The 24789-nt window shown below is 70.1% G+C and carries 26 protein-coding genes; 14 read left to right on the top strand and 12 right to left on the bottom strand.

What is annotated here, in order from left to right; all coding sequences use genetic code 11:
• Positions 1-27 precede the first annotated feature (27 nt).
• Positions 28-342 (top strand): metal-sensing transcriptional repressor, encoded by a 315-nt coding sequence (locus tag ACIBX3_RS50960; RefSeq protein WP_397127992.1) that lies wholly within the window; start codon positions 28-30, stop codon positions 340-342.
• Positions 326-601 carry a hypothetical protein gene (locus ACIBX3_RS50955; protein WP_397127991.1) on the top strand — a complete coding sequence of 92 codons (276 nt, stop codon included), beginning with the start codon at positions 326-328 and terminating at the stop codon, positions 599-601. Before ACIBX3_RS50960 ends, ACIBX3_RS50955 begins: the two co-directional genes overlap by 17 nt.
• 202 nt (positions 602-803) lie before the next feature.
• Here the strand turns inward: ACIBX3_RS50955 and ACIBX3_RS50950 are convergent, their stop codons facing one another.
• Positions 804-1610 (bottom strand): hypothetical protein, encoded by an 807-nt coding sequence (locus tag ACIBX3_RS50950; protein WP_397127990.1) that lies wholly within the window; start codon positions 1608-1610, stop codon positions 804-806.
• Between the two features lie 236 nt (positions 1611-1846).
• Here ACIBX3_RS50950 and ACIBX3_RS50945 point away from each other — a divergent pair, with 236 nt between their 5' ends.
• Entirely contained in the window at positions 1847-2173 is a 327-nt protein-coding gene (locus ACIBX3_RS50945) for a hypothetical protein (protein ID WP_397127989.1), read from the top strand.
• Between the two features lie 422 nt (positions 2174-2595).
• On the opposite strand, the gene ACIBX3_RS50940 is transcribed toward ACIBX3_RS50945, so the two are convergent.
• Positions 2596-4002: a DUF4389 domain-containing protein gene (locus tag ACIBX3_RS50940; protein ID WP_397127988.1), complete on the bottom strand. Its 1407-nt coding sequence runs from the start codon at positions 4000-4002 to the stop codon at positions 2596-2598.
• A 175-nt stretch (positions 4003-4177) separates the two neighbouring features.
• On the opposite strand from ACIBX3_RS50940, the gene ACIBX3_RS50935 reads away from it, so the two are divergent.
• From ACIBX3_RS50935 to hypE, 8 genes are all read left to right on the top strand, one after another.
• Positions 4178-4393 carry a PLD nuclease N-terminal domain-containing protein gene (locus ACIBX3_RS50935; RefSeq protein WP_397127987.1) on the top strand — a complete coding sequence of 72 codons (216 nt, stop codon included), beginning with the start codon at positions 4178-4180 and terminating at the stop codon, positions 4391-4393.
• Complete coding sequence (locus tag ACIBX3_RS50930; protein ID WP_397127986.1) at positions 4366-5433, top strand: nitroreductase/quinone reductase family protein; 1068 nt, start codon at positions 4366-4368, stop codon at positions 5431-5433. The genes ACIBX3_RS50935 and ACIBX3_RS50930 overlap by 28 nt, the downstream gene beginning before the upstream one ends.
• Before the next feature lie 141 nt (positions 5434-5574).
• On the top strand, positions 5575-5988 hold the full coding sequence (locus ACIBX3_RS50925; protein WP_138708764.1) for an Hsp20/alpha crystallin family protein: 414 nt from the start codon (positions 5575-5577) through the stop codon (positions 5986-5988).
• Between the two features lie 60 nt (positions 5989-6048).
• Complete coding sequence (locus ACIBX3_RS50920; RefSeq protein WP_397127985.1) at positions 6049-6357, top strand: universal stress protein; 309 nt, start codon at positions 6049-6051, stop codon at positions 6355-6357.
• On the top strand, positions 6354-7127 hold the full coding sequence (locus ACIBX3_RS50915; protein WP_397127984.1) for a DUF6544 family protein: 774 nt from the start codon (positions 6354-6356) through the stop codon (positions 7125-7127). The genes ACIBX3_RS50920 and ACIBX3_RS50915 overlap by 4 nt, the downstream gene beginning before the upstream one ends.
• A gap of 336 nt (positions 7128-7463) precedes the next feature.
• Positions 7464-7754, top strand: a complete 291-nt coding sequence (locus ACIBX3_RS50910; RefSeq protein ID WP_397127983.1) for a HypC/HybG/HupF family hydrogenase formation chaperone — start codon at positions 7464-7466, stop codon at positions 7752-7754.
• Positions 7738-8874: a hydrogenase formation protein HypD gene (hypD, locus tag ACIBX3_RS50905; RefSeq protein WP_397127982.1), complete on the top strand. Its 1137-nt coding sequence runs from the start codon at positions 7738-7740 to the stop codon at positions 8872-8874. The genes ACIBX3_RS50910 and hypD overlap by 17 nt, the downstream gene beginning before the upstream one ends.
• Positions 8871-9920 (top strand): hydrogenase expression/formation protein HypE, encoded by a 1050-nt coding sequence (hypE, locus tag ACIBX3_RS50900; RefSeq protein WP_397127981.1) that lies wholly within the window; start codon positions 8871-8873, stop codon positions 9918-9920. Before hypD ends, hypE begins: the two co-directional genes overlap by 4 nt.
• Before the next feature lie 7 nt (positions 9921-9927).
• Here hypE and ACIBX3_RS50895 read toward each other — a convergent pair whose 3' ends face one another.
• The 9 genes from ACIBX3_RS50895 to ACIBX3_RS50855 form a co-directional block, all read right to left on the bottom strand.
• The gene (locus tag ACIBX3_RS50895; protein ID WP_397127980.1) at positions 9928-10371 is read right to left on the bottom strand and encodes a hydrogenase maturation protease; all 444 of its coding nucleotides are present in this window, start codon (positions 10369-10371) and stop codon (positions 9928-9930) included.
• The gene (locus tag ACIBX3_RS50890) at positions 10364-11653 is read right to left on the bottom strand and encodes a Ni/Fe hydrogenase subunit alpha (protein ID WP_397127979.1); all 1290 of its coding nucleotides are present in this window, start codon (positions 11651-11653) and stop codon (positions 10364-10366) included. Before ACIBX3_RS50890 ends, ACIBX3_RS50895 begins: the two co-directional genes overlap by 8 nt.
• Positions 11643-12392, bottom strand: coding sequence for an oxidoreductase (locus tag ACIBX3_RS50885; RefSeq protein ID WP_397127978.1), 750 nt, complete (start codon positions 12390-12392; stop codon positions 11643-11645). The genes ACIBX3_RS50890 and ACIBX3_RS50885 overlap by 11 nt, the downstream gene beginning before the upstream one ends.
• Positions 12389-13192, bottom strand: coding sequence for an FAD/NAD(P)-binding protein (locus ACIBX3_RS50880; RefSeq protein WP_397127977.1), 804 nt, complete (start codon positions 13190-13192; stop codon positions 12389-12391). Before ACIBX3_RS50880 ends, ACIBX3_RS50885 begins: the two co-directional genes overlap by 4 nt.
• On the bottom strand, positions 13189-14283 hold the full coding sequence (locus tag ACIBX3_RS50875; RefSeq protein ID WP_397127975.1) for a 4Fe-4S dicluster domain-containing protein: 1095 nt from the start codon (positions 14281-14283) through the stop codon (positions 13189-13191). The genes ACIBX3_RS50880 and ACIBX3_RS50875 overlap by 4 nt, the downstream gene beginning before the upstream one ends.
• Position 14284: 1 nt before the next feature.
• Complete coding sequence (locus ACIBX3_RS50870) at positions 14285-14968, bottom strand: CBS domain-containing protein (protein WP_397127974.1); 684 nt, start codon at positions 14966-14968, stop codon at positions 14285-14287.
• Positions 14965-15570 carry an HPP family protein gene (locus ACIBX3_RS50865; RefSeq protein ID WP_397127973.1) on the bottom strand — a complete coding sequence of 202 codons (606 nt, stop codon included), beginning with the start codon at positions 15568-15570 and terminating at the stop codon, positions 14965-14967. The genes ACIBX3_RS50870 and ACIBX3_RS50865 overlap by 4 nt, the downstream gene beginning before the upstream one ends.
• A gap of 2 nt (positions 15571-15572) precedes the next feature.
• A complete protein-coding gene (locus tag ACIBX3_RS50860) occupies positions 15573-16253 on the bottom strand; it encodes a CBS domain-containing protein (protein WP_397127972.1) in 681 nt (226 codons plus the stop codon).
• Between the two features lie 112 nt (positions 16254-16365).
• A complete protein-coding gene (locus tag ACIBX3_RS50855) occupies positions 16366-18957 on the bottom strand; it encodes a GNAT family N-acetyltransferase (RefSeq protein WP_397127971.1) in 2592 nt (863 codons plus the stop codon).
• 281 nt (positions 18958-19238) lie between these two features.
• Between ACIBX3_RS50855 and ACIBX3_RS50850 the strand changes: the two genes are divergently transcribed.
• From ACIBX3_RS50850 to ACIBX3_RS50840, 3 genes are all read left to right on the top strand, one after another.
• Positions 19239-21569, top strand: coding sequence for a cation-translocating P-type ATPase (locus ACIBX3_RS50850; protein WP_397127970.1), 2331 nt, complete (start codon positions 19239-19241; stop codon positions 21567-21569).
• Between the two features lie 114 nt (positions 21570-21683).
• Positions 21684-22394, top strand: a complete 711-nt coding sequence (locus ACIBX3_RS50845) for a universal stress protein (protein ID WP_397127968.1) — start codon at positions 21684-21686, stop codon at positions 22392-22394.
• A 170-nt stretch (positions 22395-22564) separates the two neighbouring features.
• Positions 22565-24052: an AAA family ATPase gene (locus tag ACIBX3_RS50840; protein ID WP_397127966.1), complete on the top strand. Its 1488-nt coding sequence runs from the start codon at positions 22565-22567 to the stop codon at positions 24050-24052.
• A gap of 13 nt (positions 24053-24065) precedes the next feature.
• Here the strand turns inward: ACIBX3_RS50840 and ACIBX3_RS50835 are convergent, their stop codons facing one another.
• The gene (locus tag ACIBX3_RS50835; protein WP_397127965.1) at positions 24066-24671 is read right to left on the bottom strand and encodes a hypothetical protein; all 606 of its coding nucleotides are present in this window, start codon (positions 24669-24671) and stop codon (positions 24066-24068) included.
• Positions 24672-24789: the final 118 nt, after the last annotated feature.

Here is a 24789-nt window from a genome sequence, read left to right as displayed (position 1 = left end):
TCCGGCCACCGGAGGTGGGCGTTGCCTGTGCGGGGCAAGGGCCCCTGCCTCCCAGGCGCAGTTCTACGCCTGTCCCCTGACGATCAGTGCTGTTCCGGCCAGGTGCATGACCTGACCACGATGGCCGAACAGGACCGGGACCGGCTCGACATCGTCGACGAGGTCGCCGCAGTCAGCGAAGCCCTCCGCGCGGTCGCCCTCACCCTGCTGGAGCGACACCTGCGCCGCTGCGTCGACATGGTGAAAGACGATCCCGTGGCGGCTCGGCTACGGCTGGCCTTCAGGCATAAGAACGATCAGGTTCTCTCCAGCACGGAGCCTGCCGGTGGTCCCGGGCTTTGAGCCGCCGACGCCGGGACGCATCGCGCGGATCGTGGCCTCGGCGCTGCACAAGGCGGAGATCATCTGGTCGCTGCGGACCGTGGCCCGGCTGAGCGAGGCGTCCACCCGGCGAATCCGTGCCCTGGTCGGCCTCACCGACGACGCGCCTGCGACCGCTGCTGCAACTGATGAACCGGTCGTGGCGGATGCGACGCCGTGCTCGATGAAGAGGACGATGCCGAACTGCTGGCCTGCATCAAGTCAGCGCCGGGTAACGTGAGCCTGGAGTCGATGATGATCGGGATCCGGGCAAGCCGACGGCGGTGCGGTCGATTGGCTAATGGCCGTGTAGCGGGGATCGAGCGACCGCGCAGGGAGGTAGGCCATGCCAGGGATGACCTTCTCCACACCGTGAGGTTGCTTCGATCCCGGTTTGCAGTTGTCATGGCCTTCCTCTGATTGAGGCCACGCTATGGTCCTGGTCACCGATGGCACATCGCTCGCGTCTGGTAGAGCCCGAAGCCGTGCTCGATCATGATGGTGGCGATCACGGTGCACCAGTACAGTCCGCTGATCGAGCCCGTGACGCGTACCAGCGCCACGTCCTGGCTGCTGGCCATGATCTGGCGATCCAGCATGGCCAGCGTGCCGAAGCCGTCGCCGTGCGCCAGCGCGCTGCAGCCGCTCCAGACGACCTGCGCCACGTCGGCGCCCAGTGGCGTCAGGTCACCGGCACCGCGCACGATGTCGCTGTAGGCGGGTGCCTTCAACGCCGTCTTGGTCTGCTCGGGCTGTGTCCCGGCGGCGATCAGCAGGTGGGTGAGCCGCTGCAGGCGCTGCTCCAGCGTCTGGGCGGCGGGCTGCTGGACCAGGGCCCGGAGCCGGAAGGAGTCCTTGGTCTCCTTGGCTTGCAGCGCTAGGCGGCGGCTGATGCGGGTCAGCCGGTCTTTGGGGCCGACCAGCCAGACCGCGCGGGCGGCGTTCTCGATCGCGCCGCGCAGCAGCGAGGACTGGGCATGGGTATGAATACGGACCTCGGCCTGCTCGCCGTTCAGGTCGCGCAGCAGCGAGGACTTCAGGCAGTCCAGATGGTCGACGGCCACGGTGAGCGCGTGCCAGGCCGCGTGGGAGACCTGGTAGGGATCGGTCTTGGCGTCGTCGCCAGCCAGGGCGCTGCGCGGATCGACCTGCCAAGAGTCCGGCCGTTCGCTCGTCAGTTGGTGCCAGCGCTCGACCCGGCCTAACCAGTTCACCAGCAGGCGAAGATCCCGCTGCTCGTCAACATCCACATCATGAGACGCTACGGCCCTTGCCTGCGCCGAAGCCACCGCATTTCCGTCTACCCGCGGTTGGCCGCCCGCCTGAGGAGCGGCCAGGACCGCGGCGACGGTCTCTTTGGCCGTCCGGCCGGGCGCCGATGAGGGTGGCCGAGTCGGGTCTGGTCCAGTCACCGTAGCGGAGCAAGTCCGGGCGGGGCTCGCCCTGGCGGAGCACCGCTCTTGTGCTGCTGGCCACCGGCCCATTCATGGCAGGCGTCTGGGTCGCGACGCTGATCTCACACCGGGCGTGGACATGGCCGGTGCCCATGTCGATCAAGGTCTTGTACGGAGCCGCGCTCCTGACCGTCGTCGGCCTGCTCGCCACGGTGGTGCTGGCCGAACACGCCTACTGCCCGACCCGGACGGCGATGATCGCGGGCGCGGTGGGGCAGATCCTGCTGGAAGGCCTGATGGTGACCGCCGTGGCGCTAAGCGCGGTGGGGCCGGCATGGCCGATGGCCGTGGCCCTACCAGCGAGCTTGATCCGGATTCTGGCCATCGTCCGCGCCCTCCCCACAATGCTGGCGATCTAGGCGGCCGATGGGCGGGTGTAGTCGTCAAGCCTGAGTATGGAATCCCGACGGGTGGCGAGGTTCCGGGAAGGGGCGACAAGCCGCTGTCGCACAGCTTCTTCGTCTGGGGTCAGTCACCGGCCGTCCCGTGATGGATGGCAACCATTGAGTTCGAGGCGGGGGGCCGGTGAGTGCCTCCGCCCCCGCCTCTATCCGCCCAGCGGTTTCTGGCGCTACTTCTTCGGGCGGGCGATAAACGACGTGATGACGACCGTGACAGCGAAGATCACGGAGATGATGACGATCGCGACGGGCCAATCCATGATGACCTCCTTCCATGGAGCCTGGCCCTTTCACTCCACGCCCGCGGCGCTGCCCGCGCCAGGGACGAAGGTCCTGCCCAAGGTCCTGGAAACCGTTGCGGCTGTAAGAGCGGGTGCCCTTCAGTGGCGGGGCGTCGGTGCAGCATGCGTGGCCTCAGGGACGGGGCTCCTGGTCAGGCGGATGCCGAACAGGATGAGCCCGACGCCGGAGATCAGCAGGATCCCGGTCGCGACGAACAACCAGGCGGTCAGTCCGTCCAGCCATGGAAGCGTGGCGGACAGCCGGACGTCGGCCGAGATCGTGGGGCTCGCGTCCGCGTTCATGATCACGATGGTCCAGTCGCCCGGCTCGATGTCCCATTCGAGGCTCCCGGACCCTGTCGCCGTCCAGAAGGTCTGCGTGGCGGGAGGTGTGGCCGGCTGCCCTCCCGCGTGCCGCGTGTAGGCGGTGTCGTCGGGACCCGGACCGAAGGTCAGACGGGTGATGCGGTCGTAGCCGACGCCCTTCAGGTATGTCTCGACGTCGGCCCGGGGGCCGATGCCGACGAACAGCGGGGTGCCGGTGGATGACGTCTCGATGCGTACCTTGCCGGTGAAGCTGCGCAGGTACTCCACGCCCTCGCCGCTGATGGCGATCTGGTCGGTGGTCAGCGCGTACGCCGGGGTGGAGATACGCTCGCCGGTCGTGCTGACGAAGCCGCTGCCGGTGCGGGACTGGGCGAGCACCGCCGAGAGCGAGCCGGTTGCGGCCGTGCCGATGGCGCCGAACGCGAGCAGCGCGCCCACGACGATCGCCACGATGGAACCGGCGCCGTGCCGTACCGGCGCGTGTCGCGGCTCCGGCGGTGTCTCCATGCGCGGCAGCTCGTGGCCGCCCTGTTCGAGCCGGAACGGCGGGTAGACATCGGTCATGAGCGTCGCGTACGCGGCGACCCGGAGCGCCCACCGGTTCATCCCGAGCACGAGGTCGTAGAGGCCGTGCGGGTAGCGGCCAGTGAACAGCAGGAACAGGGCGGCGATGAGGACCAGCAGCCCGATGAGCCCGCCCCAGTCGAGCGTGTAGAGCACGCCGCCGCCGTCAGGCAGGTCGCCGCGCCAGGAGATGACGCTGCCACTGGTGAACAGGCCCACGATGAGGTAGTGCGGGATGGCCAGCAGCCACCACTTGATCAGCACCAGGCCGCGGGAGAGCCGTTCCGGGTAGTCGATCTCCAGCGTGGCCGGGTAGTCCGGGGCCGGGCCGAGGGTGAAAGGCGGATAGCGGTCGGTCCCCAAGGCGCCGTAGGTGTAGTAGGCCACCCGCCAGGTCCAGCGCAGCACGCCGAGGTTGAAGTCGAACAGCGCGCGGGGGTAGTGGCCGGTGAACAGGATCGCGAAGAACGCGATGACGGTGAGGACGCCGAAGGCGATCCACAGGAAGCCGAGCACGATGTAGTGGGGGATCGCCAGGAACCATTTGACGATCCAGAGACCCCGGTTCAGCGGCTCCTCGAGCCGGGCCTCGACTCGTACGGGATAGGTAGTCATTCTCCCAGCGCATCACCGTCCCGCACGGGCGCCTGCGGTCGAAAGTCCCGACCTGCGCGCCGATGGACACCTGTCACAGAAGAAGGGTCCAAAGACGGCCGGACGTGTGACTTCGTCCTCCAGACCGCAGCCGACACGGTCGTCACCCTGGTGTTGGAGAGAAGGGGGCCAGTCGATGAGCTGGAACGAGCTGTCGAAGAGACACCGGGGCACACTGATGGTGCTGGTTTCCGCGGAGGTCGCGCTCACGACGGCCGCCGCGGTGGATCTCTGCTTCCGTCCCAAGGAAGACGTGCGCGGGCGCAAGGGCCTGTGGTGGCTTGGGATCTTCGTCCAGCCGGTCGGCCCGATCGCCTACCTGCTGTGGGGCCGACACCGGCCATGTCCGTGATCTCGCTGTGGAGTGCCCTGGATCGTCTCCAGACGCTCCTGGTGAACCCGTTCGTCGCCTGGTTGCTCCACACGCCGTTGCATGACCTGCTGTCGAGTCGGGTCATGCTGCTCACCGTCACCGGCCGCAGGAGCGGCGCCGCCATCCGGCTGCCCGTTCAGTACGAGCGGCACGGGGACACCCTCACGGTGATCAGCAGGCCGTCGCGGCTGTGGTGGCGCAACCTCGAGGACGGCGCCCCTGTGCAACTGGTCCTGAGGGGAGAGATGCGGCGCGGCCGCGCGACGGTCACCCGGGAATCGGCACACACGGTGGCAGCCGAGCAGCAAGGTCATGTCCTCAAGCCGCGCATCGCACCCGGCGGCCCCGTCGTCGTCATCCGCCTCGGAACGCAGGACCCTGCCCCGACTCGGGGTGGCGAGCGTATGTGGTGGCGCTGGACGCGAGCGGTCACGCTGGGGGAGCTGGCCGGATTCACCGTGCCGGCGGTGGTGGGGGCCCTGGTGTCCGGACCAGAATGGGGGATGCTGGGCATCGGCCCGCTCCTGCAGGGAGCGGCGATCGTCATGGCGGGAGCCGTGGAAGGCACGATCCTCGGCCTGGCGCAGGCGTACGCGCTCAGGGCCGCGCTTCCCGCGATCGCCACCCGCGACTGGGTACGGGCGACGGCGGTAGGGGCCGTCATGGCGTGGATCGTCGGTGCGATGCCGATCGTTCTGGGTGAACGCGTGCTGCGGTGGCCGCCTGCCGTGCTCGCCCTGCTCGGGCTGACCCTGCTGGTCGCCATGGGGCTGCTGCAATGGCGGGTGCTGCGCCGGCACGTGCGCCGGGCCTTCTGGTGGGTGATCGCGACCGCGGGCTCCTGGCTCGTCGCGCTGGGCGCGTTCGCCCTGGTGACCACGCCGTTGTGGCAGGAGGGGCAACCTGGCTGGCTGGTCGTCGCCATCGGCCTGCTCGGCGGGGCCGTCATGGCGGCCACGGTGGCGGCACTCACCGGGGCCGCGCTGGTGCGCCTGCCCCTCCGCCCGAGGCCGCAGTGATCGACACCGGAGCGCACCCTGTGCGATCCGGTTCCAGCGATGCCGATGGTCCCGGCGAAAGAGGACTTCGTCCTCTGCCGCTGTGGGCCCGTCAGGCGTGAGCTGGAGATGTGGAAATCGGGACCACGGAAGGAGGCTGCGATGAACCTGCCTGAGCGGCGGGACATCAGGTTCCCGTTCCCGGAGCTGGTCGAGTGGCTGGAGCACCCGATGTTCGGGTTCCGGCCGTTCGGACAGATCCTGCGGATCGAGGACTACATCGCGGACGGCCGGTACGTTCTGCGCGCCGAGCTGCCCGGGATCGACCCCGGCAAGGACGTCGAGGTCACCCTGGACGACGGCGTGCTTCACATCCGGGCGGAGAAGACCCGGATGACCACCGAGCCGCACCGCTCCGAGTTCGCCTACGGGGCGCTCTCTCGGTCGGTGACGCTGCCCGAGACGGCCAAGACCGATGACGTCAAGGCCAGCTATACGGGCGGTGTCCTGGAGGTCAGCGTGGGGCTGGCCGAAGGAAAGAAGGCGGAGGGCCGGCGGATCACCGTCGAGCACTGACGCCTGGGACGAGCGCGGGCCGGGACGCCTGCCCGCGCTCCCTATCTCTGAAGAAGGTTCATGATGAACAGAGCGATCGTCGTAGGGGTCGATGGCTCGCAGGCGGCGAAGTCAGCCCTCACCTGGGCGGCCGAGAACGCCGCACGGAGAAGCCTGCCGCTGCGCATCGTGCAAGTGCGCGAGCCCCGGACGGCCGAGCACCTGGTCCCGGCTGTGGCGGAGTCCTCGCAGGCAGCCGACCTCGTGGTGGTCGGGTCGCGGGGGCTCGGCGGGTTCGCCTCGGCTGCGCTGGGCTCGGTCAGTTACGGGATCCTGCATCGGGCGTGCTGCCCGCTGGCGGTGATCGGCACGGGATGGAGACGGTCATGACCGTAGTCGTCGCGCCGCCGTACCTCACGCAAGAAGCGCGGCATGACTGGGATCTGCTGCAGCGCCAGACACTACAGGCTCACCCGTTCGATCCCGGACAGGCCGATCTGTTGCCTGATCCGGCGCGGCGGTGGGTCCTGCACACGATCGCTCCCGGCACGGCCATGCTGCGCGCGGTCGTCCTGAGCACGCACGGGACGATCAAGCTGGGCTCCTGGCGGCGATTCCGCGCCACTCAGGTCTTGTTGCCGCTGGAAGGCTTCGTCTGGTCGGCGAGCGCCTGTCTCGGGCTGCTGCCGGTACGCGGATTCGACCGGTATCGCGCGGGGGCGGGGGAGATGCGCTGGCGGCTGCTCGACGCCTTTTCGCTGATGTCAGGCACTGGGGCGGACATCACCAGGAGCGCCGCAGGGAGGCTCGCCTGCGAGTTCGTACTGGCGCCCGCGGTCGCGCTCGACCCGCGCGTGCGGTGGAAGGCGCTCGACGAGCGACGGGCGGTCGCCAGTCTTCCGGTCGGCTCCCAGGATCACGACGTGACGATGACCATCGCACCCGACGGCCGACTGGAGAGCGTCACCATGGATCGTTGGGGCAATCCCGACAAGGGCGCCTGTCGCCAGCATCTGTTCGGCATCGAATGCGAAGACGAGACCGTCTTCGACGGGTTCACTCTGCCTGCACGGATACGGGGTGGCTGGTGGCCGGGAACGGCGCGGTGGCCCGCCGGCGAGTTCATCCGCTTCACCCTTGACGGTGCGCTGTTCCGATGAGCGCCCAAGGCGCGATCAGTACGGCAGCGTACGTCCGGAAGGCGTCCGGAGGTCGAGGCCCGGGCGACGGCGAGCCGGTCTCGGGCGCAGCGTTATGCGTATGGTGCGCATCTCAGTCAACTCCTCGGGGGTCGTCCTGTTCCTGCGCCTCACTCTTTCGCAGGGGCTGCTGAGCGGGCAGGTGCGGAGGTCACCACTCGATTGCCCGAAGGCCTCGGAGCGGGGCGGTCCTTGGCACCTACCGGACAAGGACCTTGGTCCCTGTCCGAGCCTGGCGCTGGAGGTGGGTGGCCGCCTTGAGGACCTAAGTCATCAAAACGCGGGACGTTCGCCGCTGTGCGCTGGGAGTGGGCCAAGGCGACCGTGGTAGGTGAAAGCGAGGTGGGAGCCGTCATGTGCCTAGGAGTGCCGGGCCGGATCGTGGTTCGCGACGGCGAGATGGGGACCGTGGACTTCGACGGACTGCGCCGCGACGTGTGCCTGTCCTACACCCCGGAGGCCGGGATCGGGGACTACGTGATCGTGCACGTCGGGTTCGCGATCTCCGTGCTGGACGAGGACGAGGCGCTGCGCACACTGGCGGTGCTGCGTGCGATCCCTGGAGGGCTGGATGAAGTATCTCGCTGAGTACCGCGATCCCGTGCTGGCCCGCCGCCTCGTCGCGGAGATCCGCGCCGCCGCCACCAGGCCGTGGTCGATCATGGAGGTGTGCGGCGGGCAGACGCACACGATCGTCCGCCAGGGCATCGACGAGCTCATCCCGGTACGCATGGTGCACGGCCCCGGCTGTCCCGTCTGCGTGACGCCGCTGGCGACCATCGATCGGGCGCTGGCCATCGCCGCCCGCCCAGAGGTGATCTTCACGTCGTTCGGCGACATGCTGAGGGTGCCCGGCTCCGGCGCTGATCTGCTGTCGGCCAAGGCCCGTGGCGCGGACGTGCGTGTCGTCTACTCACCGCTTGACGCAGTACGACTGGCTGCCGCGCACCCCGATCGGCAGGTGGTGTTCTTCGCGGTCGGCTTCGAGACCACCGCCCCCGCCAACGCCATGGCCGTGCTGTGCGCGGCCGAGGAACGGCTGGACAACTTCAGCGTGCTGGTGAGCCACGTCCTGGTGCCGCCGGCGATGACCGCGATCATGGAGTCGGCGTCGGGACGGGGGCGGGACGGAGGGCGTAGCCCGACGGGGGTTGGTAACAGCATCGACGCCTTCCTGGCGGCCGGGCACGTGTGCGCGGTGATGGGGTGGACCGAGTACGAGCCGCTGGCGCTGCGCTATCGGGTGCCGATCGTGGTGACCGGGTTCGAGCCGCTCGACCTGCTCGAAGGCATCCTCATGGCGGTGCGCCAGCTGGAGGAGGGGCGCTTCGAGGTGGAGAACCAGTACGCGCGTGCGGTGCGGCGGACCGGCAACACCTTCGCCCAGGACGCCGTCCGGCGGGTGTTCAGGGTCGGCGACCAGACGTGGCGGGGCATCGGAGAGATCCCGGCCAGCGGGCTCGTGCTGGCGCCGGAGTTCATCGACTACGACGCAGCGCTCCGGTTCGGGGTCGGCGGTGTGAGCGCGGACGAGAACCCCGATTGCATCGCCGGTGACATCCTGCGAGGCACGGGCACCCCGCTCGACTGCGCCGCCTACGGGACCGTGTGCACGCCGCGCCGGCCACTGGGAGCACCGATGGTCTCGGCAGAGGGCACGTGCGCGGCCTTCCACAACGCCGGCCGTACGAGACAGGAGATGTCATGACCACGGGCTTGGATCCGATCGCCGCCACGTGCCCCATGCCGCTGGCCGAGACCGAGCGGGTGCTGCTCGGGCACGGCTCCGGCGGTCAGCTCATGGCCGAGCTGCTCGCCGACCTCACGCCGCGTCTCGGCGCCCCGATGCTCGACGACGCAGCGCTCGTCACCACCGGCGCGCCGGAGGTGGTGATGTCAACCGACGGTTTTGTGGTTACGCCCCGCTTCTTCCCGGGGGGTGACATCGGCTCGCTGGCCGTGCACGGGACCGTCAACGACCTGGCCATGATGGGCGCCGCACCGGTGGCACTCAGCCTGGCCTACATCATCGAGGAGGGGCTTCCGCTCGACGAGCTTCGCCGCATCACGACCTCGGTCGCCGAGGCGGCCCGTGCCTGCGGCGTTCGCGTGGTGACCGGCGACACCAAGGTAGTCGGCAGGGGTGCGGCGGACGGCCTCTACGTCACCACGACCGGGATCGGCGTCCGCCTGCCCGGCGCGGCACCGGCCGCCTCGAACGGCCGCCCTGAGGACGCCGTACTGCTGTCGGGCCCGATCGGGCTGCACGGCGTCACCGTCCTCAGCACCCGCGAGGGGCTCGGCTTCGAAAGCGAGCTCGCCTCCGACAGCCGGCCCCTGCACCGCCTGGTGGCCGCGATGATCACGGCGGGCGGCCGCGGGGTGCACGCCATGCGCGACGCCACCAGAGGAGGCCTGGCCAGTGCGCTGAACGAGCTGGCCGCGGCCTCTCACACAGGCGTGGAGCTGGAGGAGCCGGTCATTCCCGTGCCCGCCCAGGTGGCCGCCGCGTGCGACCTGCTGGGGCTGGACCCGATGCACGTGGCCAACGAGGGTTGCCTGGTGGCGTTCGTGGATCCGGCCAGGGCCGACGTCGTCCTCGCCGCGATGCGCGAACGGCCGGAGGGCGCCGCCGCCACCCGCATCGGTACCGTCGTCGCCGATCATCCCGGCCGCGTCACCATGCGGACCCTGGTCGGTTCCCACAGGGTCGTCGACATGCTGGTAGGGGAGCAACTGCCGCGCATCTGCTGAGCAGAGGTCAACGGGCATCCCGCAGGATCGTGCGGGCGATGTTCCACGCCGCCGACGACACCGCCTCCGACAGGCCGGCGCCGAGCGCGAAGTCGGCGCCTTCTACGGTGTAGACGATGAGTTCGCCCGGCATCCGGTCCAGCGAGCGAGCCAACTCCACGGCGTCGGCGAGGGACAGGGCGTGGGTGCTGGAGCCGCCATGGGCCAGGCATGGGGTGCCGCGGAAGCGGCGGACGATTCCCGGAGGGTCGCCTGAGCGGGCCGCGTCGATCACGATGGCCACATCAGCGCCCGTCCAGGCCTCGATCAGCTCGGCCGGGTCGCCGCCGTTCTCGATCGCGGCTCCGCTCATGTCCGGGCCCAGGTCGCGTAGCAGCCGGGCCACGGCCAGCCCGGCGCCGTCGTCTCCGCGGTAGTCGTTGCCGAGCCCGATGACGACGGTCCTAGTCATGGTGGAGGTGCAGGTCGAGGAAGTGGGCCGAGCAGGAGATGCATGGGTCGTGGTTGCGGATGGCGCGCTCGCACAGCTCGGTGAGCCGGGGGATGGGCAGGTTGAGCCGGGGTTGGATGAGGGCGCGCAGGTCTGCTTCGATGCGCGCCTGGTTCTGGGCCGTCGGGGGGACGATGTCGGCTTCGGCGATCAGGCCGTTGTCGTCGATGCGGTAGCGGTGGTAGAGGGTGCCGCGCGGGGCCTCCGACGCTCCGTGGCCGACGCCAGGCCGGGCCGCCACCGGCAGGAAGGGCGGATCCGGCGTGGTGTAGCCGTCGATCAGCCGCAGCGCTTCCTCACAGGCATGGACGATCTCGACGGCGCGGACGATGATGCTGCGGAACGGGTTGCGGCACACGCGTCCGAGTCCGGCGTCGGCGGCGGCGTGCAGAGCCAGAGGTGACAGGCGCAGCGCGTTGAGCGCGTAGCGGGCGAGCGGGCCGGTGAGGTAGCCGGGGCGGCCGTTGAGGCGTGCATGCAGGGCGGTGGAGTGTGGCACCTGCTCCTCGACGACGTGGCGTGGCCAATCGTCAACGGGGAAGGTGGTGCCGTCGCTGACGGCGACGTCGCCGGACAGGATGGCGTACTCGCTGGAGTGGCGCAGTGCCAGGAAACGGTAGTCATGTTCGACGTCGGGGAAGTCGAAGCCGCTGACCCATTCGACGGTGGCCAGGGCGGTCTCCAGCGCGCTCTGGAGGCGTTCGGCGACGGGAGCCAGGTCGGCGCGGGTGGGCGCGCGGTAGAAGCCGCCCAGCCGGACGTTGATCGGGTGGATGGCGCGGCCGCCGACGGCGGCGACGAGGTCGTTGCCCGCCTTCTTCAACGCCAGCCCGCGCTCCACCAGCGGGCGGTGGTCCGCGGCCATGGCGACGCCGCTGGGGTAGCCGAGGAAGTCGGGGGCATGCAGGAGATAGATGTGCAGGGTGTGCGATTCGATCCATTCGCCGTAGTAGAGCAGCAGCCGCAGGTCGCGCAGGGGGCCGTCCACCGTGATGCCGCAGATCGACTCCAGGGCTTGGCAGGCGCTCATCTGGTAGGCGACTGGGCAGATGCCGCAGATGCGGGCAGTGATGTCGGGGGGCTCGGTGTGGGCGCGGCCGCGCAGCAGGGCCTCGAAGAAACGGGGCGGCTCGTAGATCTTTAGTTGCAGGTCGCTGATGCGGCCGTTCCTGGCGCGCACCAGCAGTGCGCCCTCGCCCTCCACGCGGGTGAGACCGCCGACTCTGATCGTCTTATGCGTCACCGCTGCTCCCGAACGAGGAAACGTTGAAGGTGCGATAGATGCGGCCGAGCTCGTCGTCGTCCATGCCGGCCGCGCGCAGGCGGGCGTTGAGCGCGGCGGCGTTCGGCGTCTCCATGGGGCCGAAGCAGCCGAAGCAGCCGCGATTGAACGCCGGGCACAGCGCGCCACAACCGGCCTGGGTCACCGGGCCCAAGCAGGGGGTACCGCTCGCGACGAGTACGCACGGGTTGCCGCGGGCCTTGCACTCGACGCACACGCTGTGTGCGGGCACGACCGGTCGCCTGCCAGCCAGGAACGCGCCGATGACCTCCAGGAGCTGCCGTTTGTCGATGGGGCAGCCGCGCAGCTCGAAGTCGACGGGCACGTGCGCGGAGATCGGCGTCGAGCGGTCCAGGGTCTCGATGTAGTCGGGCCGCGCGTAGACGACCGCTGCGAACTCCCGCACGTCGGCTAGGTCGCGCAACGCCTGCACGCCGCCCGCGGTGGCGCAGGCGCCGATCGTCACCAGGTGTTTGGAGACCCGGCGCACGTGCTTGATCCGCTCCAGGTCGTCCGGTGTGGTGATCGACCCCTCCACCAGCGAAAGATCGTAAGGGCCCCTGCCCCGCGCGCTGGAGGCCTCCAGGAAGTAGGCGATGTCCACCCGGGCGGCCACCGACAGCAGCTCGTCCTCGCAGTCCAGCAGGGTGAGCTGGCAGCCGTCGCAGGAGGCGAACTTCCACACCGCGAGCTTGTTCATAGCTGTTTCACCTCCAGCAGCCCGGCGACTTTGTCGTAGGTCAGCACGGGCCCGTCCACACAGGTGAACAGGGGTCCGAGCTGGCAGTGCCCGCACCGGCCGATGCCGCACTTCATGTTGCGTTCCAGCGATAGCGCGATGCGCTCGGGTGGCACGCCGCGTCGTACGAGCTCTTCGGCCGTGGCACGCATCATGATCTCGGGACCGCACACGAACGCGTAGGTGCGGCGCGGCTCGAAGACGATTCGGCTCACCAGCTTGGTGATCAAACCGGTGTGGCCGTTCCACGCCCGGTCGGGATGGTCCACGGTGACCTGAACGTCGAGGTCGCGTGCCCAGCGGGCCAGCTCGCGCGGGTACATCACGGTGGACGGAGTGCGGGCGCCGACAATAAGGCTGATCCGGCCGTAGCGGGCGCCGTGGGCCTCCAACTCGCGGATCACCGGCCGCAGCGGCGCCAGCCCGAGCCCGCCGGCCGCCACGACCACGTCCAGACCCGCCGCCCGCGTCATGTCCCAGTGCGTGCCGAACGGGCCCCGCACGCCCACGATGTCGCCACGCCGCATGCGACACAGTGCGCGGCTCACCGCGCCGACCGCGCGGATGGTCTGCACGTAGCCGCCCGCGCGAGCGCGGCCGCTGATGGAGATGGGGATCTCGCCGACGCCGGGCGCGTAGAGCATGGTGAACTGGCCGGGCAGGAACGGCCGGTACTCGCCGTCGATCGGGTCCAGGGTGAGCGTGGCGGTGTCGGCCCGGTCCGGGCGGCGCGAGCGCACGCGGTGCGGGATCGGGATCATCGCAGCCGCTCCAGCTCTTCGGTGATGTCGATGCCGGCCGGGCACCAGGTGACGCACCGGCCACAGCCGACGCAGCCGTAAGAGCCGAACTGGTCGACCCAGGTGGAGAATTTGTGGGTGAGCCACTGCCGGTAGCGCGCGGCCCCGGACGAGCGCACGGGTGCGCCGCCCAGCTCGGTGAACTCCAGCGTGAAGCAGGAATCCCAACGTTCCGTACGCGTGGCGGAGCCATCGGCCAGGTCGGTGCCGTCCTCGATCGTGACGCAGAAGCAGGTCGGGCAGACCATCGTGCAGTTTGCGCAGGTCAGGCAGCGGGAGGCGATGTCGTTCCAGTCCGGGGACTCACGCCGCTCCGTCAGCCGCTCCCTGACACTGTCGAGGTCCACGTGGCGGCCCATCCGCCGCTCGGCAGTCTCGCTGACCTGCCGGGCGGCCTTGTGGTCGGCTTCGGTGGTGGGCCGGCGCGGCAGGACCTCCAGCAGTGTGGCGCCGCGCTCACTGCCTGATTCGGCCAGGAACCTGTGCGGGCCGGTCAGCTCGGTCAGGGCAAGGTCAAAGCCGGACGTCGCGCGCGGGCCCGTGCTCATGGAGGCGCAGAAGCATGTCCCGCCCGGGACCGCGCAGTTGACCGCGATCAGGAACAGTGCCTCGCGCCTCGCGCGGTAGGCCTCGTCCGGATGCCGCCCACCCAGGAACACCCGATCCTGTACGGCGAGCCCGGCCAGGTCGCAGGCCCGCACGCCCAGCAGCGCCACCTTGGGCGCCTCGACAGGAGCCGCCTCCGGCACGCCGTCGCGCATGTGAAACAGCGTGGATCGGGGTGGGTGGGTGAAGCGCTTGACGGAGTCGGGACTTGCCGCGAAACCGAAGACCAGCGCACCGTCCTGCGGCGGGTCCTGACGATCGTCCTCGTGGAGCCGGTATGCCCCGGGCGCCTGCTCGTCGGTCCAGCCGGCGGGCAGGCCGGCGGCCGAGTCCAGCTCGGCGAAGCGGATCACGCCGTCGCGGACAGTGGGGCCCACGACGGCGTACCCGCGCTCGTGCAGTGCCTCGATCAGCGGGTCCAGCGAGTCCAGGACGGCGGCGTCCATGTCAGGCGCCGCCCCAGACGGGCAGTTGGACGATGTCGTCGTGCTTCCAGTTGAGCTCGTCGTGTACGGCCACGACGCTGTCGATGTTCTCAGCCAGGCGGACGGCCTTGATGGCGTGGCTGTGCTCGTCGACCGTCCCCGACAGGGTGACCACGCCCTCGGACACCGAAATCTCCAGCTCGCCGGGGATGACCTCGTGGATCTGGCGCTCGATGTCGGAGTCCGCGCGGAGGAAGACCTTGATCAGGTCGCGGCGACTGACGATGCCGACGATCCGGCCGCCGTCGTCCACCACGGGCAGGCGCTTGACGCCGTACTTGTCCATCAGCCGTGCAGCCAGCACGACGGAGGCGTCAGGGGTGGTGGTGTGCGCGGGTGAGGTCATCAGCGCGCCGGCGGTCTCGCCGAGCGCCTTATAGAAGCCGCTGCCCTCGCTGCTGACGGTGTGGCGGATGCGGGCACGCAGCGGCGGGGCGTAGCCGTCGCCGTAGTAGCGTGCCTTGAACTCCTGCTTGGCCAGCAGGTCGGCCTCGGACACGACGCCTTTGACCCGGTTGTCGTCGTCCAGCACGGGCACGCCGCTGACGCCCCGGTTGATGAGCAGGTCGGCCACGGTGTGGAAGGAAGCCTTCTCGTTGACGGCGGCCACGTCGGTGGTCATCACGTCCTGGACAGTGGTTCTCATGTGGATCTCCTCATGTGCCTGACCCGGACGATGCCGGGCACGGTGCGGGCGAGCAGGCCGGCGATGTGGTCGGCGTGCTCATGGGGCGGCCCGCTCAACTCGGCCACGCCGTTGTGCACGGCGATGTCCCAGCTCGGACCGGAGGGATACTGCTCTCGCAGCGCGGCGACGACCGCCTGGCGCAACTCCTCGTCGGGGCGCGCGAGCATCGCCATCAGATCGCGACGGCTGACCATGCCGACGATCCGATCGCCTCGGACGACGGGCAGGCTCTTGATCCGCTTGCCCACCATCAGGTCGATGGCGGTGGTGACGTCGGTGGTCTCGGTGACGGTGACGACGTCGCCGGTCATGACCTCCATGACGCGGCGCGGCGGTGGCTCGGCCGGCGGACTGGTGGGCGTCACGGTGGCGCGGGGGTCGGGCTCGAATTCGCCGCGCAGCAGGTCCAGCTCGCTGACCACGCCGACGAGACGGTCGCTGTCGTCGACGACAGGAGCGGCGGTGATGTCGTGGCCGTAGAGGGTCCGGATGGCCTGCCGCACTGGGTCGGCCCGGCGGACGGTGATGGCCGGGCTGCTCATGACCTCTCTCACCAGCATGGCTACTTGGCCTCCCACGCGCTGTCGTCCTGCTTCCAGGTCAGCTTGTCGACGACGTCGACCACGCCGTTGACCCGGCCGCTCATGCGGACAGCGATGCCGGTCTCGGTGCGGCGGTCCATCCAGCCGGACAGCGTCACGACGCCCTGGTGCACCTCCACCTGGACGCCGTCGGTGTCCACCCACAGGGCGCGGTCGAGGATGTCGTCGCGGATCTCGGCGGCGATCTCCTCATCGGCCCGCAGGAACAGTTTGACGAGGTCGCGGCGGCTGACGATGCCCTGCAGGCGGCCGTTGTAGTCGACGACGGCGAGCCGCTTGACGTCGTGGGCGTCCATGAGGCGGGCGGCCGAGACCGCCGACGCCTCGGGAGAGATGGTGATCGCCGGGCTGGTCATCAGGTCGGCGGCGGTGTCGCCGGCGGCCTTCTGCCGGCCTTTGGGGTGGCGCAGCCGGGCGCGCAGCGGCGGGCGGTAGCCCTCGCGGTAGAACTCCTCCCGGAATTCTTCCTTGCGCAGCAGATCGGCCTCGGACACCATGCCGATCACGTGCTGGTCGTCGTCCACGACCGGGACGGCGCTGATGCCGCCGGTGATGAGCGCTTGGGCGATGTCCTTGAACGGGGTGGCGGCGGTGACGGAGACGACCTTGGCGGTCATCACGTCCGCGACGGTCATGCGCATGGTGGTCAGCTCTTTTCTGGCTTCTGTAGGAAGAGGTCCTTGGTTGCTTTCATCACATCTCGTGAGAGGGATGGGGATTAGGGGCGGAAGTCCCGAGCGGGGTAGTCGTTGGTCAGCGAAGGCGGCGCAGCAGCGGCGAGGGCGGCGGCTCGCACGGGGCGACCCTGATCCGCGCGTCGACCGTGGTCGCGCCGTCCGGGGTGACGATGACGGGGTTCAGGTCGAGCTCGGCCACCTGCGGCAGGTCCTCGAGCAGCTTGCCGACGCGCGTGATCTGTTCGGCCAGGGCGTCGACGTCGGCGGGCGGTGAGCCGCGGTAGCCGTGCAGCAGCGGTGCGCAGCGCAGCTCGCCGATCATGTCTGCGGCGTCGGTGACGGGTGGTACTCGGAAGGCGCGGTCGGCCAGCAGGTCGGCCATCACCCCGCCCATGCCGACCATGACCAGCGGCCCGAACGCTGGGTAGTTGACGCCGCCCACGATGATCTCCACACCGCCCGGGAGCATGGGTTGGACGATCGCGCCGGCCATGTCGTCGCCGATATGGGCCAACATTTCGCGATATGCCAGCCGTACGTCGTCCTCGGTCCGCAGGTTGAGCTGGACACCGCCGACGTCGCTCTTGTGCACGGGGCCGGTGGCCTTGAGCACCACGGGCAACCCGACACGCGCGGCAGCCCTGGCGGCGGCCTCGGGGTCGTCCACGTCGATCGACTCCACCAGTCTCACGCCGTAGCAGCCGAGCAACCGCGCGGTGGCCGCCGGAGACAGCCAGCTGCCGTCCGGGAACGCCTCCAGCTCCGCGTCGATGATCTCTCGCGCCGATCTCTCGTCGGCTGGGGGCGGTGCGGTGGGTGGTTCGACGGGGCGGCGGCGCCACTCGGCATAGCCCACGACGTGGGCGAGGGCCTGGACGGCCTGCTCGGGGAAGGCATAGCTGGGGACCCGGCCGTCGATCAGGCCGTCGTGGCCGACGATGCAGGCCAGCACGGTCTTGTCCGCGCCCTTGGTGGCGTCCGCGACAGCCTGGCGGGTCGCGTCCAGCCCGTCACCGAACGGCGGGGTGTAGACGACGAGGACCACGTCCACATCCGGTGAGGCGGTGAGCGCCGCGACGGCGGCGCCGATCTCGGCGGCGGTGGCGTCCGCGGTCAGATCCACCGGGTTGCCCAGCGCGGCGGCGGCACGTGCCTCCAGCAGGCCGGGCGGCAGCTCGGGTACGACAAGGCCGTGACGCTCGCAGGCGTCGGCGGCCATGGCCTGAGGGCCGCCCGAGTTGCCGACAATGGCCACCCGGCGTCCCCGGGGGAGGGGCTGGCCGGCCAGGAGCTTGGCGACATCGATCAGCTCATTCACGCCGTCGAGCCGGATGACGCCGGCGGCCCGGGTGAGCGCGTCCACCGCCACATCGGGCGTGGCCGCGGCGGCGGTGTGCGAGCGCACCGCCCGGCCACCGGCCCCGCTGCGGCCGCTCTTGACCAGCAGGATCGGCTTGCGCGCGCCGACCCGGCGGGCGATGCGGGCGAACTTTCGCGGATTGCCGAACGACTCCAGATACAGGGCGATCACGTCGGTCTCGGGATCGTCCTCCCAGAACTCCAGGAGGTCGTTGCCGCTGACGTCGGCCTTGTTGCCGACCGACACGAACGACGACACATCCAGCCGCTCCAGCAACGCCGCCCCCACTGCGCCCGACTGCGACATCAGCGCCACATGCCCCCGGACGGGGTGGTGCGGCAGGAAACTGGCATTCAGCCGCGCCGCAGTGTTCACCACACCCAGGCAGTTCGGGCCGATCAGCCGCATCCCGGACGCGCGGCAGATCGTCAGCAGCTCCGCCTCGACGCCAGGCTGCCCGGCCTCGGCGAATCCCGACGTCAGCACCACCAGCCCGGCCACACCCGCCGCCGCGCAGTCGCGCGCCACCTCCAGCACGTGCCGGGCGGGTACCGCCACCACCGCCAGGTCCACCCCCGCAGGCACCTTGGCGTGGCAGGCCAGCCCGGCCACCACAGTGGCGTTCGGGTTGACCGGGTAGATCGCCCCGGCAAAGTCGCCGTCGAGCAGGTTGCGCAGCACCTTGTGCCCGACGGCCCGCTCGTTGCGGCTCGCGCCGACCACCGCCACCGAGCGGGGCGCGAGCACTCGCGCCAGCGACGCCCGCCCGGCCTCGTGATCGCGGGCCGCGATGGCCTCGCGCAGCCGGGAGGTGGGCACGGCGGCGATGTCGAGGTGCAGCGTGCCGCCATCGAAGTGCTGGGAGACCTCCAAGCCGAGATCACGCAACACCCGCTGCATGGCCCGGTTCTCACCCAGCACGTCAGCCACCAGCTCGCGCACCCCGTGCGCGGCCGCGTCCAGCGCGATGTGCTCAAGCAGCAAGGTGCCCAGGCCGTGTCCGTGGACGGCATCGTCCAGGAGAATGGCCAGGTCGGCGCGGCCATCGTCCATCGGGATGTACTCGGCGACCGCGACCAGCCGGCCTTTCACGCTGGCCACCAGGGCGTGCCCCCGATACTCCTCACCGGTGACGCGGTCCATGTAGGAGTGCGCGGTGTTGCGGCCCCCGGTGAAGAAGCGCAGGTACGCCGAGCGCTCTGACGAGCGGGCGACCAGCTCGTGCAGGGCTTCGCGATCGGTGGGACGCAGCGGGCGCACGTGAGCGATGCCGCCGTCACGTAGCAGAACGTCGTAGCCCTCAGACATACCGGATCTCCCGTTCCTCACATGTCGCGCAGGTCCCATAGACGTGGACGCGGCGTGGCTCTCACCACCAAGGATTTCCCACAGGCCAGCGCGACAGGAGTGCCGGACGTCCCCGGCCTTGAGGCCGAAAGTCCCTGCCAGGCCGCATCGCAGAAAGGTGAGGCTGGCGACATGACTACCGTGTCGCGGACCAGATCCGGGCTGACCGCTGCCGAGGCTGGGGCGCGGCTGGCCGCCGAAGGGCCAACACGCTGCCGGCCGCTCGCCGTACCCCTCCTGCGGTGCTGCTCTTGCGCCAGATGGTGCACTTCTTCGCCCTGCTGCTGTGGGGCGCCTCCGTGCTGGCGCTGCTGGCCGGGATGCCGCAGCTGGCCATGGCCATTGTCATCGTCGTGCTGCTGAACGGGGCGTTCGCCTTCGCCCAGGAGTACCGCGCCGACAAGGCCACCCAGCGGCTGGGCGAACTCATTCCGGCCAACGCGGTGGTCCGCCGGGACAGCAGACGTGTGCTGGTCAGCGCGGCCGATCTCGTGGTCGGCGACGTGGTGCTGCTGGAGGCCGGCGATCGTGTCTCGGCCGACCTGGAGCTGACGGACGTACACGCGCTCGCCGTCAACGAGTCGATGCTCACCGGGGAGAGCCGCCCGGTCCGGCCTGCGACCGGAGATCGTGCCCACGCGGGCACGTTCGTGGTGGAAGGGCAGGCCGAAGCCGTCGTGGTGGCCACCGGCCCGCACACCAGACTGGCCGAGATCGCCACGCTCACCCGGGAGGCCAGCCGGCCGCCGAGCCCGCTGGCCGTCCAGCTCGGCAAGGTGGTCAGGATCGTCGCCGGAATCGCGCTGGCGGTCGGCGCGGCGTTCTTCGGGCTGGCCCTGCTGCTGGGCATGGAGGCCGGGCAAGGATTCCTGTTCGCGATCGGTGTCACGGTGGCGCTGGTCCCCGAAGGGCTGCTGCCGACCGTCACCCTCTCCCTGGCCCGCGCCGCGCAACGCATGGCCGCCAAGAACGCCCTGGTCCGCCACCTGGAGGCGGTGGAGACGCTCGGCTCGGCCACGTTCATCTGCACCGACAAGACCGGCACGCTCACCCGCAACGAGATGACCGTCGCCGACGTGTGGGCCCCCGGCCATTCGCCTGCCGAGGTGATGCGCTCGGCCGTGCTCAGCTCCACCGGCCGGATGAGCGACGGCAAACCGGTGGGCGACCCGATGGAGGTCGCCTTACACGTCGAGGCGCTGAGACTCGGCGCCGACCTGTCGGACGAGATCACCCGCCGCTTCCCCTTCGACCCGGTACGGCGCCGCGCCTCCGTCGTGGCCGGCGGCCACCTGCACCTCAAGGGCGCTCCGGACACCGTGCTCCCGCTCTGCGGCGACGTATCGGGCGTGGAGGAGGCACTGGCCCGGATGAGCACTCAGGGGTTGCGCGTGCTGGCGGTCGCCCGGGCGGACACGGCAGACGAACGAGATCTCCAATTCCTCGGCCTGATCGGCCTGCACGACCCACCCCGGGACGACGTGGCCGAAGCCATCTGGAAGTGCCGGATCGCCGGCATCAAGCTCGCCATGGTCACCGGCGACCACCCCGGCACCGCCCGCGCCATCGCCAAGGAAGTGGGCCTGCTCGGCGAGGACGAACTCGTGCTCACCGGCGCCGAGCTGCCAGCCGACGACGCGGCGCTGGGCGAACTGCTCGACCACGACGGCCTGGTCGTGGCCCGCGTGACCCCCGAGGACAAACTGCGCATTGCCCGCGCCCTACGCGGACGCGGCCACGTCGTGGCGATGACCGGCGACGGCGTCAACGACGGGCCCGCGCTGCGTGAGGCCGACATCGGCATCGCCATGGGCGCCTCCGGCACCGACGTCGCCCGCGAGGCCGCCGACCTGGTGCTGCTCGACGACCACTTCGTCACCATCGTCACCGCCGTCGAACTGGGCCGCGCCACCTACGCCAACGTGCGCCGCTTCCTCACCTACCACCTCACCGACAACGTGGCCGAGCTCACCCCGTTCGCCGTCTGGGCACTGTCCGGCGGCACCATCCCGCTCGCGCTGAGCGTGCTGCAGGTGCTCGCCCTCGACATCGGCACCGACCTGCTGCCCGCCCTCGCCCTCGGCGCCGAACCCGCCAACCCCCGCACCATGCACGGCCCCGCCCGCACCGGTAACCTCGTCGACCGCCGCCTGATCGGCCGCGTCTTCGGCATCCTCGGCCCTGCCCAGGCCCTGGCCGAGATGGGCGCCTTTGTTGTCGTCCTCCTGCTGGGCGGCTGGCACTTCGGCGCTGCCCCGAGCCCTGCGCTCCTCGCCGCCGCCTCCGGCACCGCCTTTGCCGCCGTTGTGCTCGGCCAGTTCGCCAACGCCTTCGCCTGCCGCAGCGAATCCCGCTGGATCGGACGGCTGGGCTGGCGCACCAACCCACTGTTGCTCGGTGCGCTCGCCTTCGAGGCCATCATGCTGCTGCTCTTCCTCGGCCTGCCAGCCGTCGCCGACGTGCTCGGCGGCGCGTTCCCGCCACCGGCCGGCTGGGCGCTGGCGGCACTCGCGATCCCCGTCATGATCCTGGCCGACGCCGCGCACAAAGGCTGGCGAGCCAGGCGCGCGTGAAGCAGGAGAGCTCGTCGGGACCAACGTCCTTCAGGTCAGGGCCGCTCAGCCCTACGTGACCGAACCGCGGGAGCGCAGGCTGGGTGCAGGGATACTTGAAGGGAGGCCACTGACATGAATCACATCGTCCTCGGCTATGACGGCTCGGACTTCGCGATGCAGGCCCTGGACTGGGCACTCGACGAGGCCGAGCTCAGGAAACTCCCCCTGACCGTTTCCCACGCCTGGCAATGGCCCTACGGTGAGGCGGAGGAGGAGGCCAAGGCGCATCTGCGCAAGGCGGCCGAGCATGTGTTGTGGCATGGCGCCGACTGCGCCCGCGCCAGCAGCTCGGGTGTACGCGTCGAAACCGACCTGTACGAAGGGCCCGCTGCCCAGCGCCTCGTCGAGCTCTCCAGCGCCGCTGCGCTTGTTGTCGTCGGCTCCCGTGGCCTGAGCGCGCTGCCCAGGGCGGTCGTCGGTTCGGTGGCTGGCTATGTCGCCGCCCACGCCGCATGCCCGGTGATCATCGTACGCGGTCCGGGACCGCTGCCCGCCTCGGCGAATCCCGGGCCGATCGTGGTGGCCGACAAGGAGCCCGACGCGTCCGTCCTCGAGTTCGCGTTCACCGAGGCTGCCATACGCCAGGTCCCCGTCACCGCGCAGGCGGATCTGACCGGCTGGGTGGCGCGCCACCCGGGGATCCAGGTTCAGCGGGGCGACGCTCATGAGCGCGCGACCCTCACGGTCGTCGGACGCAAGCGAGCCGCACGTTTCGGCACCGCGAACTTCCTCCTTCAGCACGCGCCCGGCCCTGTTGCGGTGGTGACCGAAAGCCGACTTTGACCAGGACTTCCGGCTGTACCAGACGGTCGCGGACCGTGATGCGCTCTCCACCGCCGAGCGTCGGGTCTGGCCTCGCCCTCAGGCCTCGTGCCGGGTGTTCTCGGCGGAAGGTTCCTTCGGCCCTGGCGGTGGTAGACCTCCGGATCTGAACTGGAAGAGGAGGTGGCGTCATGTTCGCCACGACCAAAGAGACGCATGCCGCCGTGGTGTTCCTGCTCGGTGAGCACGCGTACAAGCTGAAGAAGCCCGTGAACCTTGGCTTCCTCGACTTCAGCACCCTGCGTGCCAGAGAGGCGGCCTGCCGCCGGGAGGTGGAGCTCAACCGCAGGCTCGCCCCCGACGTCTACGAAGGTGTGGCCGATGTGACCGGCCCGGACGGCGAGGTCTGCGAGCATCTCGTCGTGATGCGCCGCATGCCCCACGAGCGGCGCCTGGCCACGCTGGTCAGGGAGGGGAGGCCAGTGGACGAGCACGTGCGCGCCATCGCGCGCCAGATCGCCGGCTTGCACGCCAAGGCCCCTCACGGCCCGCAGATCGATCAGGAGGGCGGCCCGCAGGCGCTGCGCGTCCGCTGGACGGCTAGCCTCGAGCAGGTACGCGCCCTGCCCGGCGCCACAATTGAGCCCGGTGTCCTGGACGAGATCGAGCGTCTCACACTGCAGTTCCTGGACGGCAGAGAGCCCCTGTTCGAGACGCGCATCGCCGAGGGCCGCATCGTCGACGGACACGGCGATCTGCTGGCTGAGGACATCTTCTGCCTGGACGACGGGCCGCGGATCCTGGACTGCCTGGAGTTCGACGAGCGCCTGCGCTTCCTCGATGGGCTGGACGACGCCGCCTTCCTCGCCATGGACCTGGAACGGCTCGGCGCGCCGCGGCTGGCCGAGCTATTCCTCCGCTGGTACGTGGAATTCAGCGATGATCCGGCGCCGACGGCGCTGTGGCACCACTACGTCGCCTATCGGGCCTTCGTCCGCGCCAAGGTCGCCTGCCTGCGCCACTGGCAGGGCGACGTGGACGCCGGGTGGGAGGCGCGGCGGCTGGCCGAGTTCGCACTACGTCATCTGCGGGCCGGAGCGGTCAGCCTGGTGCTGGTCGGCGGGCCACCCGGCAGCGGGAAGACGACGCTCGGCGGCGCACTGGCCGACCGGCTCGGCTACACGCTGCTGCGCACTGACCGTATCCGCAAGGAACTGGCCGGGCTCGACCCTCTACAGGCCGCAAGCGCGCCTTACCACCAGGGAATCTACGATCGCGGGCACACCGCCCGCACGTACGCCGAGTTGCTGGCACGCGCCGAACGGTTGCTCGGGCAGGGGGAGTCGGTCGTCCTGGACGCGTCTTGGGGCGATGAGCGGCATCGGGCGATGGCTGCGGACGTGGCCGGCCGGACCTCGAGCAACCTGATCGCGCTACGGTGCACCGTCATGCCGCAGATCGCCGCCGCAAGGCTCACCGCCCGGGAACGCGAGCTCTCCGACGCGGACGAGGCCGTGGGCACCGCCATGACTGCGGCCATGGCGCCGTGGCCTGACGCGATCGAAATCGACACGGGAACCCTTCCAGAGCAAGCGCTGGCACGCGCGCTCGACGCCGTCCATCCGTCTGAGCTGAACGTGTCCTGGCGTTTCCAGAGACCCCGGATCGAGCCTGACTAGGTTGGCTGGGCATCTACGACTGCCGCGGACGCCGCCACGCCTCGTCTGCGCGCGCCCAGCCGATGTGCCACTCCCTGTACCGGTTGCGGTCCATCCGCCACCGGAGACCCGCGAACGACGCCAGCGCCAGCATGGCGGCCACCAGCATGATCAGGAGGCCCGTCGCCACACCCCTCATCTGGAGAACGGCCGGGTCCGCAGGCGGCGGGGCGGGCGCTCCGGAAGCATCGATCCACACCGGGACCGTCGAGCCGGCCTTGGCAAGCGCGGGCACCGGCACCTGACCGCTCCGTGCCTCACCCTCCGGGGTCGTCCATCGAGCCACCGCCTCCGGCTTGCCCGTCGGAACCTCCGTAAAAGACACACGGGTGACCGGAGCGTCCTGCAACAGCGTTGCCATGACCTGCTGGCGGGACCCCGGGCCGACGCGCTCGTCGTGCAGTGCGCTCTCATAAGCCAGCCGCCCAGCAAGCACGGCCGGCCAGACACTGGCCAGCACCAGGAACAAGGCCACCAGTACGAAGGCAGACTCCAGCCGGTCCGAACGGCGCCGCAGGGGATTGTCGTCCAGTCGGTACAGCCGTAGGCGCAACATCATCGGATTGGTCGAGATCTTCATCGGACACCTCCTTGAGAGCACTGTCCAGGGCGCTGACGAACCACGGCAGAGCCGTCCGGCTCAGCGGGAAGGGACTTTCGTCCCAGGTGCTCGGCACGTCCTCACCACGAGACGTCGC

Origin of the sequence: Nonomuraea sp. NPDC049480 (assembly GCF_044465905.1) — a bacterium.
Lineage (GTDB): Bacteria > Actinomycetota > Actinomycetes > Streptosporangiales > Streptosporangiaceae > Nonomuraea.
This window is presented reverse-complemented; position numbering and strand designations above follow the sequence as displayed.

What these genes read in the sequence shown, in the direction of transcription:
- ACIBX3_RS50945 (WP_397127989.1), top strand. Translation starts at nt 1,847, where the DNA reads ATGGCAGGCGTCTGGGTCGCGACGCTGATCTCACACCGGGCGTGGACA.
- ACIBX3_RS50940 (WP_397127988.1), bottom strand. Translation starts at nt 4,002, where the DNA reads ATGACTACCTATCCCGTACGAGTCGAGGCCCGGCTCGAGGAGCCGCTG.
- ACIBX3_RS50935 (WP_397127987.1), top strand. Translation starts at nt 4,178, where the DNA reads ATGAGCTGGAACGAGCTGTCGAAGAGACACCGGGGCACACTGATGGTG.
- ACIBX3_RS50925 (WP_138708764.1), top strand. Translation starts at nt 5,575, where the DNA reads ATGAACCTGCCTGAGCGGCGGGACATCAGGTTCCCGTTCCCGGAGCTG.
- ACIBX3_RS50920 (WP_397127985.1), top strand. Translation starts at nt 6,049, where the DNA reads ATGATGAACAGAGCGATCGTCGTAGGGGTCGATGGCTCGCAGGCGGCG.
- ACIBX3_RS50915 (WP_397127984.1), top strand. Translation starts at nt 6,354, where the DNA reads ATGACCGTAGTCGTCGCGCCGCCGTACCTCACGCAAGAAGCGCGGCAT.
- hypD (WP_397127982.1), top strand. Translation starts at nt 7,738, where the DNA reads ATGAAGTATCTCGCTGAGTACCGCGATCCCGTGCTGGCCCGCCGCCTC.
- hypE (WP_397127981.1), top strand. Translation starts at nt 8,871, where the DNA reads ATGACCACGGGCTTGGATCCGATCGCCGCCACGTGCCCCATGCCGCTG.
- ACIBX3_RS50895 (WP_397127980.1), bottom strand. Translation starts at nt 10,371, where the DNA reads ATGACTAGGACCGTCGTCATCGGGCTCGGCAACGACTACCGCGGAGAC.
- ACIBX3_RS50885 (WP_397127978.1), bottom strand. Translation starts at nt 12,392, where the DNA reads ATGAACAAGCTCGCGGTGTGGAAGTTCGCCTCCTGCGACGGCTGCCAG.
- ACIBX3_RS50880 (WP_397127977.1), bottom strand. Translation starts at nt 13,192, where the DNA reads ATGATCCCGATCCCGCACCGCGTGCGCTCGCGCCGCCCGGACCGGGCC.
- ACIBX3_RS50875 (WP_397127975.1), bottom strand. Translation starts at nt 14,283, where the DNA reads ATGGACGCCGCCGTCCTGGACTCGCTGGACCCGCTGATCGAGGCACTG.
- ACIBX3_RS50870 (WP_397127974.1), bottom strand. Translation starts at nt 14,968, where the DNA reads ATGAGAACCACTGTCCAGGACGTGATGACCACCGACGTGGCCGCCGTC.
- ACIBX3_RS50865 (WP_397127973.1), bottom strand. Translation starts at nt 15,570, where the DNA reads ATGCTGGTGAGAGAGGTCATGAGCAGCCCGGCCATCACCGTCCGCCGG.
- ACIBX3_RS50860 (WP_397127972.1), bottom strand. Translation starts at nt 16,253, where the DNA reads ATGCGCATGACCGTCGCGGACGTGATGACCGCCAAGGTCGTCTCCGTC.
- ACIBX3_RS50855 (WP_397127971.1), bottom strand. Translation starts at nt 18,957, where the DNA reads ATGTCTGAGGGCTACGACGTTCTGCTACGTGACGGCGGCATCGCTCAC.
- ACIBX3_RS50845 (WP_397127968.1), top strand. Translation starts at nt 21,684, where the DNA reads ATGAATCACATCGTCCTCGGCTATGACGGCTCGGACTTCGCGATGCAG.
- ACIBX3_RS50840 (WP_397127966.1), top strand. Translation starts at nt 22,565, where the DNA reads ATGTTCGCCACGACCAAAGAGACGCATGCCGCCGTGGTGTTCCTGCTC.
- ACIBX3_RS50835 (WP_397127965.1), bottom strand. Translation starts at nt 24,671, where the DNA reads ATGAAGATCTCGACCAATCCGATGATGTTGCGCCTACGGCTGTACCGA.